At 70.2% G+C, this 12,242-nt stretch carries 14 protein-coding genes; 10 read left to right on the top strand and 4 right to left on the bottom strand.

Features of this window, described 5'->3' with window-relative positions; translation table 11 throughout:
• Window positions 1-57 precede the first annotated feature (57 nt).
• The 4 genes from FHR66_RS06505 to FHR66_RS06490 all read right to left on the bottom strand — a co-directional run bounded on the left by FHR66_RS06505 (window position 58) and on the right by FHR66_RS06490 (window position 3,267).
• Window positions 58-495, bottom strand: a complete 438-nt coding sequence (locus FHR66_RS06505) for a hypothetical protein (RefSeq protein WP_160965231.1) — start codon at window positions 493-495, stop codon at window positions 58-60.
• Window positions 496-913: 418 nt separating this feature from the next.
• On the bottom strand, window positions 914-1,741 hold the full coding sequence (locus FHR66_RS06500; protein WP_160965125.1) for an amidohydrolase: 828 nt from the start codon (window positions 1,739-1,741) through the stop codon (window positions 914-916).
• Entirely contained in the window at window positions 1,738-2,046 is a 309-nt protein-coding gene (locus FHR66_RS06495; RefSeq protein ID WP_160965127.1) for a hypothetical protein, read from the bottom strand. Before FHR66_RS06495 ends, FHR66_RS06500 begins: the two co-directional genes overlap by 4 nt.
• Before the next feature lie 72 nt (window positions 2,047-2,118).
• Window positions 2,119-3,267, bottom strand: a complete 1,149-nt coding sequence (locus tag FHR66_RS06490; RefSeq protein WP_160965129.1) for a pyridoxal phosphate-dependent aminotransferase — start codon at window positions 3,265-3,267, stop codon at window positions 2,119-2,121.
• On the opposite strand from FHR66_RS06490, the gene ccmA reads away from it, so the two are divergent.
• The 10 genes from ccmA to metX all read left to right on the top strand — a co-directional run bounded on the left by ccmA (window position 3,262) and on the right by metX (window position 12,164).
• The gene (ccmA, locus tag FHR66_RS06485) at window positions 3,262-4,119 is read left to right on the top strand and encodes a heme ABC exporter ATP-binding protein CcmA (RefSeq protein WP_456361731.1); all 858 of its coding nucleotides are present in this window, start codon (window positions 3,262-3,264) and stop codon (window positions 4,117-4,119) included. The two genes, FHR66_RS06490 and ccmA, sit on opposite strands and share 6 nt — an antisense overlap.
• Complete coding sequence (gene ccmB, locus FHR66_RS06480; protein WP_048488885.1) at window positions 4,116-4,811, top strand: heme exporter protein CcmB; 696 nt, start codon at window positions 4,116-4,118, stop codon at window positions 4,809-4,811. The genes ccmA and ccmB overlap by 4 nt, the downstream gene beginning before the upstream one ends.
• 113 nt (window positions 4,812-4,924) lie before the next feature.
• The gene (ccmC, locus tag FHR66_RS06475; protein WP_160965133.1) at window positions 4,925-5,674 is read left to right on the top strand and encodes a heme ABC transporter permease CcmC; all 750 of its coding nucleotides are present in this window, start codon (window positions 4,925-4,927) and stop codon (window positions 5,672-5,674) included.
• Window positions 5,671-5,847, top strand: coding sequence for a heme exporter protein CcmD (ccmD, locus tag FHR66_RS06470; RefSeq protein ID WP_017915657.1), 177 nt, complete (start codon window positions 5,671-5,673; stop codon window positions 5,845-5,847). Before ccmC ends, ccmD begins: the two co-directional genes overlap by 4 nt.
• Entirely contained in the window at window positions 5,844-6,293 is a 450-nt protein-coding gene (gene ccmE / locus FHR66_RS06465) for a cytochrome c maturation protein CcmE (RefSeq protein ID WP_160965135.1), read from the top strand. Before ccmD ends, ccmE begins: the two co-directional genes overlap by 4 nt.
• A 213-nt stretch (window positions 6,294-6,506) precedes the next feature.
• Window positions 6,507-8,441, top strand: coding sequence for a heme lyase CcmF/NrfE family subunit (locus FHR66_RS06460; protein WP_160965137.1), 1,935 nt, complete (start codon window positions 6,507-6,509; stop codon window positions 8,439-8,441).
• On the top strand, window positions 8,441-9,046 hold the full coding sequence (locus FHR66_RS06455; RefSeq protein ID WP_160965139.1) for a DsbE family thiol:disulfide interchange protein: 606 nt from the start codon (window positions 8,441-8,443) through the stop codon (window positions 9,044-9,046). The genes FHR66_RS06460 and FHR66_RS06455 overlap by 1 nt, the downstream gene beginning before the upstream one ends.
• Complete coding sequence (locus FHR66_RS06450) at window positions 9,043-9,498, top strand: cytochrome c-type biogenesis protein (RefSeq protein WP_160965141.1); 456 nt, start codon at window positions 9,043-9,045, stop codon at window positions 9,496-9,498. The genes FHR66_RS06455 and FHR66_RS06450 overlap by 4 nt, the downstream gene beginning before the upstream one ends.
• A gap of 4 nt (window positions 9,499-9,502) precedes the next feature.
• Entirely contained in the window at window positions 9,503-10,543 is a 1,041-nt protein-coding gene (locus tag FHR66_RS06445; RefSeq protein ID WP_160965143.1) for a tetratricopeptide repeat protein, read from the top strand.
• 508 nt (window positions 10,544-11,051) lie between these two features.
• Window positions 11,052-12,164, top strand: coding sequence for a homoserine O-acetyltransferase MetX (metX, locus tag FHR66_RS06440; RefSeq protein WP_160965145.1), 1,113 nt, complete (start codon window positions 11,052-11,054; stop codon window positions 12,162-12,164).
• The last annotated feature ends 78 nt before the right edge of the window (window positions 12,165-12,242 follow it).

Below are 12,242 nucleotides of genomic sequence, written 5' to 3'. Positions count from 1 at the left end.
ATTCGTTTGCGTCGTAACCGCCCCGCCTGCGCCGCAGCGCAGGCAGGACGCGGCGCCTTACTTGCGGCGCTCGATCACGAAGTTGCCAACGTTGACGCCCAGATCGACGCCTTCGCCCGTGCCGGCCAGGGCCAGCGAGATATCGCCCTTGGTGACGACCTGCGCGGTGCTGGACTTCACCAGGCCCGCGTGTGCTTCGGCGGCGGCATAGGTTCCGAACAGGTCGTTGAGGCTGTAGGCGCCGCTGAAGGTGCCGCGGCCGCCGACGATCTTGGACTTGCCGACCGTCAGGCCACCGCCCTTGCTGCTGATCTTGACCGGAATCACCGCGCCGTCGTTGCAGGTGATGGTGCCGGTGCCCTTGGCGGTCTTGTAGAGCACCGACCAGCCCGACAGGTTGAAGGAGAGTTTGCAATCGATGTTGCCGGCGGCCTGGGCCTGCGGCGCGAGGGCGGCCGCGCCCAGCAGTGCGAGCAGAGAAAGCGACTTGATCATGTGAGCATTACCGGTGGGTGGACTGGCCGCGAGAGTAGCAACGGGGTTGTCGCGGCCGCGACAAGGTTGCAGAGGCGCCGCGAGTGCGTTCAGCAGGCATTTCCACTTGCGGCGGGCAAGGCCAGCCGCGGATGCGAGGGCAACTCCCATGACGGAGTCGACCGTGGCTCGGTAGCAGACGTCGCTCCCTCGACCCAGGCTTCATGGCGCCTCGCAGCGCCGGCTTTCGTCGCGATCAAGCCGGAGGCCGCTTGTCGCGTAGGAGCGGCTTCAGCCGCGACGGGCTTTCCCGAGAACGCCTCGGTCGCGGCTGAAGCCGCTCCTACGAGGACACTTTCATCGCTATCGGAGGCGTCGTCCAACCACGACCAGAGTGTTTCCGGCGAACCCAGTCGCGGCCCAAGCCACTCCTCTCCCGCTAATCGTCCAGGCTGAAGGCGTCCGCATCGAGCATGGCCGGGAAGCGCGCGCGGTGCGCGGCCAGCGCGGCGGCGGAGATGGTGGTGGTGGCCACCTGCTCGCGCTCGCGGATCTCCAGCTGTGGCTGGCCGAGGAAATCGATCACCGCGCTGTCGCCGGCATAGTGCAACTCGTTGCCGTCCACGCCGACGCGGTTGACCGCGGCCACGAAGCACAGGTTCTCGATCGCGCGCGCGCGCAGCAGCGTGCGCCAGGCGTAGGCGCGCGCCGACGGCCAGTTGGCGACGAACAGCTGCAGGTCGAAATCCAGCTGGCCGGGGCGCTCGACATCGTAGCGGTTGCGGCAGAACACCGGAAAGCGCAGGTCGTAGCAGACCTGCGGATTGATCCGCCAGCCTTTCCACTCCACGCACAGGCGTTCGCGCCCGGCGGCATAGCGCAGATGTTCCTTGCCGTAGCGGAACAGGTGGCGCTTGTCGTAGTGCTGCAGCGCGCCGTCCGGCGTGGCCCACAGCAGCCGGTTGAACACCTTGGCCTCGCCGTCGGCGCCGGACACGCGCAACTGCACGCTGCCGGTCACCGCAGCGCCCAGTCGCGCCGCCTGCTCACGGATCCACGCCACGGTCGGCCCGTCCATGTCCTCGGCCTGCGCCAGCGCATCGTTGGAGAAGCCGCTGGTGAAGGTCTCCGGCAGGATCACCAGGTCGGTGACGCCGGCCAGCGGCGCCAGCAATTCGGCGTAATGCACGCGGTTGCCGGCCGGATCGTGCCAGCGGGTGTCGCCCTGGACCAATGAAATCCTCAGATCCTGTGCCACCTGTGTCATCCCCAACGTACTCCGATGCAGATCGTGCCGACCAGGCACAGCAGCCCAAGTGTAGGCGTTACCCATGGCAGGTGGCGGACCAGGCGGTTGGCGAGCGTGCCCCGCTCCTGCGGCGTCAGGAGGCCGAGATAGCGGTCCACGTAGGCCTGCCGCCGGAACGGCACCACCCCGAAATCCATCCCGACACGCTGACCACGATCAGCCAATCCAGTCAGCACATGCCCGTAGAACAGCGCGCCGTCGACCACCGCGCAGACCGCCGCCAACCCGAACGTGACCCCGAAATAGATCCCAGCGACCGACATACCCTACCCCGCCCAGTAACCGGCTTCCACGAATCCCGATTCCCCATTCCCGAATCCCGGTGCTTACGCGCGCTACAGCGCGCGAAGCCGCTCGATCGCCGCATCCAGCGTCGCCTCGTTCTTGGCGAAGCACAGCCGCGCCAGGCGCTGCCCTTGCGGCGGGTCCTGGTAGAACGGCGACAGCGGGATCGCCGCCACGCCCTTCTCGATGGTCAGCCACTTCACGAACTCGGTATCGGGCAGGTCGCTGACTGCCGAATAGTCCACCAGCTGGAAATAGCCGCCAGGCACCGGCAGCGGTTTCAGCCGGGTGCCTAGCAACTGCGCACGGAAGCGGTCGCGCTTGGCCTGGTAGAACGCGCCGAGCTGTTCGTCGTGCTCGGGCTCCTCGCGGATCATCGCGGCGAAGGCGTGCTGGGCCGGGCCGAAGCTGGTGAAGGTGTTGTACTGGTGGACCTTGCGGAACTCGGCGCTGAGCGCCGGCGGCGCGATCGCGTAGCCGATCTTCCAGCCGGTGCAGTGATAGGTCTTGCCGAAGCTGGAGACGACGAAAGCGCGCTCGCGCAGCTCCGGCCAGCGCAGCACCGATTCGTGGCGGCGGCCGTCGAACACGATGTGCTCGTAGACCTCGTCGGAGATCAGGAAGATGTCGCTGCCACGCAGCAGCTCGGCCACCGCCTGCAGGTCGTCGGCGCCGAACATCGCGCCGGACGGGTTGTGCGGGCTGTTGAGCATCAGCAGGCGGGTGCGCGGGGTGATCGCCGCGCGCACGCGCTCCCAGTCCACCGCGAACGTGTGCGGATCCAGCGGCACGTGCACCGCACGCGCGCCGGCCAGATCGATCGCCGGCTCGTAGCTGTCGTAGGCCGGATCCAGCACGATCACTTCCTCGCCCGGGCGCACCACGGCGTGGATGGCGTTGAACAGCGCCTCGGTGGCGCCGCTGGTGACGGTGACCTCGGTGTCGGCATCGACCTGGGCGCCATAGCAGCGCAGCACCTTCTCGGCGATCGCCTGGCGCAGCGCCGGCACGCCGGTCATCGGCGGGTACTGGTTGTGACCGTCGCGCATGGCGCGGGCGAGTGCCTCGATCAGCCGCGGCGGCACCGGGAAATCGGGAAAGCCCTGGCCCAGGTTGACCGCGCCGTGCTCGGCGGCCAGTTGCGACATCACGGTGAAGATGGTGGTGCCCACCTTGGGCAGCTTGGTCTGCGGATGCATGCGGGGGATCTGCGGGCAGCGGGAAAACGCCGAGTGTACGCAAAGCCGCTTGCCGGCGATGCGCCATCGCCTGGCCGCCGCCACGAGGCAATGTGCGCATCGCCGCGTGTGCCGCCGCCGGCATCCGCCGGACGCCCGCATGCCGATACAATGCGCGCCTTCCCTTGCCGCCCGCCGCCGCGCCATCCGCCGCGGCCTTCGCCGATGACCGATCCGCTGTACACCCCGCCGCCGCTGCTGGCCGCGCACGGGCTCACGTTCGCCCGCGACGACGCGGCGGTGTTCGGTCCGCTGGACTTCCACCTGGATGCCGGCGAGGCGCTGCTGGTGCAGGGCGACAACGGCGCCGGCAAGACCACCCTGCTGCGGGTGCTGGTCGGCCTGCTGCGTGCCGAGGCCGGGCGCATCGAGATCGACGGCCACCCGGTGCGGCGCGGCGACCGCGCCCGCTTCATGGCCTACCTGGGCCACCTGGGCGCGCTGAAGGCCGACCTGAGCACCCTGGAGAACCTGCACTATCTGTGCGGCCTGCAGGGGCGCCGGGCCAAGCAGATGCCCGGCAGCGCGCTGGCCATCGTCGGCCTGGCCGGCTACGAGGACACCCTGGTGCGGCAGTTGTCGGCCGGGCAGAAGAAGCGCCTGGCGCTGGCGCGGATGTGGCTGTCGCCGGCGCCGCTGTGGCTGCTCGACGAGCCCTACGCCAACCTCGACCTGGACGGCATCACCCTGGTCAACCGCATGATCGCCGCGCACCTGCGCAGCGGCGGCGCGGCCCTGGTGACCACCCATGGCGCCTATGCCGCGCCACCGGTGCGTACCCGCATGCTGAGCTTGAGCGGAGTCGCCGCATGAGCCTGGCCACGCCCGTTCCCTCCCTGTGGCAGGCCACCCGCGCACTGCTGGTGCGCGACCTGCGCCTGCTGTGGCGCCGCCGCGGCGACGCGCTGCAGCCGGCGCTGTTCGCCCTGCTGATCGTGGCGCTGTTCGCGCTGGCGCTGGGCAACCAGCCGCGCCTGCTCGGCGAGGTGGCCGGTGCCGCGCTGTGGCTGGCGGTGCTGCTGGCCGGCCTGCTGGCGCTGGACAGCCTGTTCCGCAGCGATGCCGAGGACGGCTCGCTGGAGCAGTGGCTGCTGGCGCCGGTGCCGCTGGCCTGGCTGGTACTGGTGCGGGTGCTGCTGCACTGGGTCACCACCGCGTTGCCGCTGATCGTGGCCGCGCCGCTGCTCGGCGAATTGCTGCACCTGCCGCATGACCGCATGCCGGTGCTGCTGGCATCGTTGGCGCTGGGGACCCCGCTGCTGAGCCTGCTCGGCGCGGTGGTCGCGGCGCTGACGGTGGGCATGAAGCGCGCCGGCATCCTGGTCGCGCTGCTGGCCTTGCCGCTGTACGTGCCGGTGCTGGTGTTCGGCGCCGGCAGCGTGGCGGCGGCGGCGCAGGGCCTGGACCCGGCCGGCGGCCTGCTGTTGCTGGCCGCGGGCCTGGTGGCGGGCCTGGTGCTGGCGCCACTGGCGGCGGCTGCGGCGATCCGCATCTCGCTGAGCTGAGCCGTTGGCGCAGCGCCGGCGCGGCGGCGGCCGTACCATGCAAGCGCAGTGCTCCATCGCCGTTCCGTCGTTGTCGCATCGAAGCCCGCCTCCCGCCAGCTAGAATCGTCCGCATGGTCTCTCTCGTCCGCTGGTTCCACCAACTCGGTTCGCCGCCGACCTTCGATCGCTTCGCTGCGCGCTGGACCCCGTGGTGTTACCTGGCGGCGCTGCTGCTGGCCGGCGTGGGCATCTGGCAGGCGCTGTTCGTGGTGCCGGCCGACCGCCTGCAGAGCGACGCCTTCCGCATCCTCTACATCCATGTGCCCAGCGCCTGGATGAGCCTGTTCGTGTTCGGCCTGATGGCCGTGTACGCGGCCATCGCCCAGGTGTGGCGGATCAAGTTGTGCGAGATCCTGGCGATGGCCTGCGCGCCGATCGGCGCCGCCTTCACCCTGATCACCCTGCTGACCGGCAGCATCTGGGGCAAGCCGATGTGGGGCGCCTGGTGGGACTGGGACCCGCGCCTGACCACCGAGCTGATCCTGCTGTTCCTGTACATCGGCGTGATGGGCCTGTACCTGGCGATCGAGGACCGGCGCACCGCCGCGCGTGCGGCCGGGCTGCTGGCCATCGTCGGCGTGGTGCTGCTGCCGGTGATCCGCTATTCGGTGGTGTGGTGGAACTCGCTGCACCAGGGCCAGACCATCCGCCTGTTCGGCCAGTCCAGCATGGACCCGAGCATGCTGCCGCCGCTGTGGCTGATGGTGGCCGCGACCAAGTTCTGGTTCGCCGGCTCGCTGCTGGCGCGCGCGCGCGCCGACAACCTGCGCCGCGAGGCCGGCAAGGACTGGGTGACGCAACTGGCGGAGGCGCGCGGATGAACTACCTGCCGTATGTGGTCGGTGCCTATGCGGTGTTCGCCGGCGTGCTGCTCGCGGATTTCGTGCTGGCGCGGCTGCAGGTGCGCGCTGCGCTGCGGGCGGCGCGGCTGCGCGCGCAACGCAAGCGCCAGGCCAAGGCCGAACCGGCGCCGCCGCTGGAGCTGAGCCGATGAACCCGCAGCGCAAGCGCCGCCTGCTGTGGCTGATGCTGCTGGTGCTGGCCGCCGGCCTGACCACCACGCTGGTGGCGATGGCCCTGCAGCGCAATACCGCCTACCTGTACACCCCGGCCGAAGTGCTGGCCGGCAAGACCGGCGCGCACGCGCGCTTCCGCCTCGGCGGCATGGTCGAGAAAGGCTCGTTCCAGCGCGCCCCGGGTTCGCTGCAGTCGCACTTCCGCGTGACCGACGGCGATGCGCAACTGACCGTGCGTTACGACCGGATCCTGCCCGACCTGTTCCGCGAGGGCCAGGCGGTGGTGGCCACCGGCAGCATGCACGACGGCGTGTTCGTCGCCGAGGACGTGCTGGCCAAGCACGACGAGACCTACATGCCGAAGGAGCTGGCGGACAAGATGGGCAGCGCGCATCGCAAGCACGATGTGGGGATGGCGCAGTGATGGCTTGGAGAAGCCGGGACCCGGGACCCGGGACCCGGGACCGGGAAAAGCGATTGCTCGGCCTCTGCAACTTGGCGGCGCATCCATGCATCGGAACTGGCACCGGCCGTTCCTACTTCGCACGCATCCCGCACCGCTCCCCGACCATCCCACAGACCTCGCATCTACGCTCTTCCGGGTCCCGGGTCCCGGGTTCCGGGCCCCGGCCGCGCCATGCTGCCTGAGGTCGGCCAACTCCTGCTGATCCTCGCCCTGCTCACTGCCGTGCTGCAGGCGGCGCTGCCATTGGCCGGCGCGCAGCGCGGCGATGCGCGCTGGATGGGCGTGGCGCGGCCGGCGGCGTTCGCGCAGCTGGCGCTGGTCGCCGGCGCCTTCGCGATCCTCACCCACGCCTTCGTGACCCAGGATTTCTCGGTGGCCTATGTCGCCGAAAACTCCAACTCGCTGCTGCCGCTGGTATACCGCTACTCCGCGGTGTGGGGCGCGCACGAGGGTTCGTTGCTGCTGTGGACGCTGATCCTGGCGCTGTGGACCGGCGCGGTGGCGCTGTATTCGCGGCGCCTGCCGGCGCAGGTAGTGGCGCGGGTGATCGGCACCCTCGCACTGGTGAGCGTGGGCTTCCTGGCGTTCCTGCTGTTCACCTCCAACCCGTTCGCGCGGCTGCTGCCGGCGCCGCTGGAAGGGCGCGATCTCAATCCGCTGCTGCAGGACCCCGGCCTGGTGATCCATCCGCCGCTGCTGTACGCCGGCTACGTCGGCTTCGCGGTGCCGTTTGCGTTCGCCATTGCCGCGCTGCTGGACGGCCAGGTGGACGCGCGCTGGCTGCGCTGGACGCGGCCGTGGACCAACGTGGCCTGGGGTTTCTTGACCATCGGCATCGCGCTCGGCAGCTGGTGGGCGTACTACGAACTGGGCTGGGGCGGCTGGTGGTTCTGGGATCCGGTGGAGAACGCCAGCTTCATGCCATGGCTGGCCGGTGCGGCGTTGCTGCATTCGCAGGCGGTCACCGAGAAGCGCGGCAGCTTCGGCGCCTGGACCCTGCTGCTGGCGATCGCCGCATTCTCGCTGTCGCTGCTGGGCACCTTCCTGGTCCGCTCCGGCGTGCTGACCAGCGTGCACTCCTTCGCCGCCGATCCCACCCGCGGCCTGTTCATTCTGGTGTTCCTGAGCCTGCTGTGCGGCGGCGCGCTGCTGCTGTACGCACTGCGCGGCGGCCGCGTGGCGGCGTCGGCCGACGAGGCGCGGCAACGCTTCGCCCCGGCCTCGCGCGAGACCCTGCTGCTGGCCAACAACCTGCTGCTGACCTGCGCCTGCGCGATGGTGCTGCTGGGCACGCTGTATCCGCTGCTGGCCGATGCGCTGGACCTGGGCAAGCTGTCGGTGGGACCGCCCTACTTCGGCACCTTGTTCATCGTGCTGATGGCGCCGCTGGTGGCGCTGCTGCCGTTCGGCCCGCTGACCCGCTGGCAGCGCGAACAGGCGTCGCGGCCACTGGCACTGCTGGCACCGTGGGCGGGCCTGGCCCTGCTGGCCGGCGCGATCGGCTTTTTCCTGGCACCGCAGGGCGCGTGGAAGACCGCCGCCGGCGTCGCCGCCGCGACCTGGGTGCTGCTGGGCACCGCGCGCTTCGTATGGAGCCGGCGACAGCTCAAGGGCAGCCGCTTCACCGCCGAGATGCTGGGCATGACCCTGGCCCACACCGGCATCGCGGTGTTCCTGGCCGGCGCGCTGCTGGTCGAGGCGCTGGAACAGCAGCGCGAAGTGGCGCTGGCGCCCGGACAGCACCTGGACCTGGGCCGCTACCGCTTCGAGCTGCAGGGCCTGGACGAGCGCAAGGGCCCCAACTACGTGGCCGAACGCGCGCACGTGCAGGTGCTGCGCGACGATCGCCCGCTGGCGCTGCTGCACCCGGAAAAGCGCCTGTACGCCAGCGGCGGCCAGAACATGACCGAGGCCGGGATCCACCCCGGCCTGTTCGGCGACGTCTACGTCGCCCTGGGCGAGCCGCTGGGCGGCAACGCCTGGGCGATGCGCGTGCACGTCAAACCCTTCGTGCGCTGGATCTGGCTTGGCGCGGCGCTGATGGCGCTGGGCGGTTTCGTCACCGCCGCCGACCGGCGCTTCCGTCGTTCTCCGGAGACCCCCTGATGTCCGCTCCCGCTCCACGCCGCCTGCCGTTACCCGCCATCCTGCTGGGCGCCCTGTTCTTCCTCGGCCTGCTGGCGTTGATGGTGTATGCGGTGCAGCGCTCCGGCAGCGCCGATCGCGACGCGCTGCCGTCGGCCCTGATCGGCAAGCCGGCACCGGCGTTCGAACTGCCGCTGCTGCACGACGCCTCGATCCGCGTGCGCAGCAGCGAGTTGCGCGGCGCGCCGTACGTGCTCAACGTGTGGGGCAGCTGGTGCCCGGCCTGCCGCGAGGAACACCCGGTGCTGACCCGCTTCGCGCTGAGCAAGCGCGTGCGGGTGATCGGCTACGACTGGAAGGACAGCCGCGAGGACGCGCTGCGCTGGCTGGAACAGCTCGGCAATCCGTTCCTGGCGGTGCTGTTCGATCCCGAGGGACGCACGGCGATCGACTGGGGCGTGGCCGCGGCACCGGAGACCTTCCTGGTCGATGCGCGCGGCGTGGTGCGTTGGAAGCACGCCGGCCCGCTGACCGACCAGATCATCCGCGACGAACTGCTGCCGGCCTTGCAGCAGGCCGAGCGCGACGCGCCGCCGACGCGGGCGCAGGGCAAGGCCACGCCATGAGCCACGGCCGGCGTGCGCTGCGGCTGGGCCTGCTGGCGCTGCTGGCGTGGTCCACGCTGGCCGGCGCCGAACCGGTGTCCGATCCGACGCCGCTGGCCTACCGTTCCGCCGCCGAGGAAGCGCGCTTCCACGCGCTGACCGCGGAACTGCGCTGCGTGCAATGCCAGAACCAGTCGCTGGCCGATTCGCACGCGCAGATCGCCATGGACCTGCGCCGCGAAGTGCTGGAGCTCATGCACCAGGGCAAATCGGATGCGCAGATCAAGCAGTTCCTGGTTGATCGCTACGGCGAGTTCGTGCTGTACCGGCCGCAGCTGGAAGCGCGGACCTGGCTTCTGTGGTTCGGCCCCTTGCTGCTGTTGGCCGGCGGCGCGGTGGTGCTGATCCGGATGGTGCGCCGACGCGCGCCGGCGGCGACCGCGTTGCCGCTGCAGGACGAACAGGAATGGTGAGGCGATGCTGAGTTGGGGCATGTCGGCCGCGGCGGTGGCGCTGGCGGCGCTGGTGTTCGCGGTGGTGCTGTGGCCGCTGCGCAGCGGCGGGCGCAAGGGCGCGGTGCTGGCGGTGGCGGTACTGGCGTTGGGTGTGGCGACCGCAGCGCTGTACGCCCTGGTCGGCACTCCGCGTGCCTTGCAGGCGCAGAACCGCGAGGCGCCGCGCACGCTGGAGGACGGCGTCAAGCAACTGCAGGCGGCGCTGGCCAAGGATCCGAACCGGGCCGACGGCTGGGCCTTGCTCGGCCGCAGCCAGCTGTCGCTGGGGCACGCCAGCGAGGCCGCGGCCGCGTTCGCGCGCGCCGTGCAATTGGCACCGGAGCAGGCGCCCTTGCTGATCGAAGCGGCCGAGGCGCGTGCGCTGGCCAACCCGCAACGGCAGTTCGACGACCAGGCGCTGGCCTGGCTGCAGCATGCCCTGCAACTGGCGCCGGGCAGCGAACGCGGCGCCTGGTTCCTGGGCATCGCCCAGCGCCAGCGCGGCCAGGACGCCGCCGCAGCCGCCACCTGGGAAGCGCTGTTGCCGCGCGTGGATGCGGCCACCGCCGCGGCGCTGCGGCCGCAGATCGATGCGGCCCGCACCGCGGCCGGTCTGCCGGCCCTGCCCGCCGCCGGCAGCGCGGCCGCCCCGGCGCAGGATGCGAAGGCCCCGGCCAGCAGCGGCCTGACCGTGGCGGTGTCGCTGGATCCGGCGTTCGCCGCCCGCGTACGCCTGCGCGGCGACACCAGCGTCTTCGTGATCGCGCGCGTGCCGGGCGGCCCACCGATGCCGGTGGCGGTGCAGAAGCATCCGCTGCAGGCACTGCCGTTGCGGGTGACGCTGAGCGATGCGGACAGCCCGATGCCAACGCAGAAACTCTCTCAGTTGCAGCAGGTGCAGGTGGTGGCGCGGCTGTCGGCCAGCGGCAATGCGATGCGTCAGGAGGGCGATCTGGAATCGGCACCGGTGACGGTGACCCTGCCGGCGACCGCGCCGGTGGAGCTGGTGATCGGCAAGCCGTAGCCGTTGCCGCATGGCGCAAGAGTGGCTTTGGGCTTTTTGGGGATCGGTTGCGACCAGCCCGACCGCGGAAACCCGGTCGCAAGGACAGCAGACCTCTGGCAATGACAAGAGGCTTACGCGGAGGAGCGGCTCGTGTCCCTCTTCGAGATCAGGCCACGACGCCTTACGGGGAACATCAGTCGCGGCTGGAACGAGACGCCAGCAACGACGTGAAGCGCATTTTGTGGAAGCGACCCTTGTCCCCTTTTAGGGATCAGTCGCGACGAGGCGCTGCCGATAACGCCCGTCGCGACTGAAGCCGTTCCTACAAGTGGCACGCCGTCCCTCTTAGAAGTGCCCTAAGCCACTCCTGCACGACAACGATGGGTCAAGCTGCACACGGCACAAACAAATTTACAGGCGGCTTAGCGAGCCTCCTGTGCACCCTAGTAGACGTCATCGCCATCGACACGCTGCATCTCGCACCACGCATACGCCGGATGCGCGATAGCGCGGCTAGAATCGGGGCATGACCGAATTCGTCCCGCCTGGCAGCCGCTTCCTCGCCCTGCCCTCGCCGTTCCCGATGAAACGTGGCGGCCAGTTGCATGGCGCGCGGGTCGCCTACGAGACCTGGGGCACGCTGTCGTCCGCGCGCGACAATGCGCTCCTGATCGTCACCGGACTCTCGCCAGACGCGCATGCCGCGGCGAACGCCGACGATCCCACGCCGGGCTGGTGGGAAGGCATGCTCGGCCCGGGCAAGCCGATCGACACCCAGCGCTGGTTCGTGATCTGCGTGAACTCGCTGGGCAGTTGCAAGGGTTCGACCGGCCCTGCTTCACCGCATCCTGACGACGGCCAGCCGTATCGCCTGCGCTTCCCGGAGCTGTCGATCGAGGACGGCGCCGACGCCGCCGCGCAGGTGGTGCGGGCGCTGGGCATCGCGCAGCTGGCCTGCGTGATCGGCAACTCCATGGGCGGCATGACCGCCCTGGCGCTGCTGCACCGGCATCCCGGCCTGGCGCGCAGCCACGTCAACATTTCCGGCAGCGCGCAGGCGCTGCCGTTCTCGATCGCGATCCGCTCGCTGCAGCGCGAAGCGATCCGCCTGGATCCGAACTGGAACGGCGGCGACTACGACGAGGCGACCTATCCGGAGTCGGGCATGCGCATGGCGCGCAAGCTCGGCGTGATCACTTATCGCTCGGCGCTGGAATGGGACGGCCGCTTCGGCCGCGTACGCCTGGATTCGGACCAGACCGACGACGATCCGTTCGGCCTGGAATTCCAGGTCGAAAGCTACCTGGAAGGCCACGCCCGCCGCTTCGTGCGCCGCTTCGACCCGAACTGCTATCTGTACCTGAGCCGCTCGATGGACTGGTTCGACCTGGCCGAGCCCGCCGGCGGCGACGTGCTCGCCGGTCTCGCCACGATCCGCGTCGAGCGCGCGCTGGCGATCGGCGCCAACACCGACATCCTGTTCCCGGTGCAGCAGCAGCAACAGATCGCCGACGGCCTGCGCGCCGGTGGCGCGCAGGCGCAGTTCCTGGGGCTGGATTCGCCGCAGGGGCACGACGCGTTCCTGGTGGATTTCGCGCGGTTCGGGCCGGCGGTGCGGGAGTTTCTGGACGCGCTGTAGCGATTGAGGGCCCTGTTGGCCATGGGCAGGAGGATACCGTTCCGCTCGCCGAAGGTTACGCACCAGGTCGATCTGGGC

It is taken from the genome of Xanthomonas sp. F4 (assembly GCF_011761895.1).
This window is presented reverse-complemented; position numbering and strand designations above follow the sequence as displayed.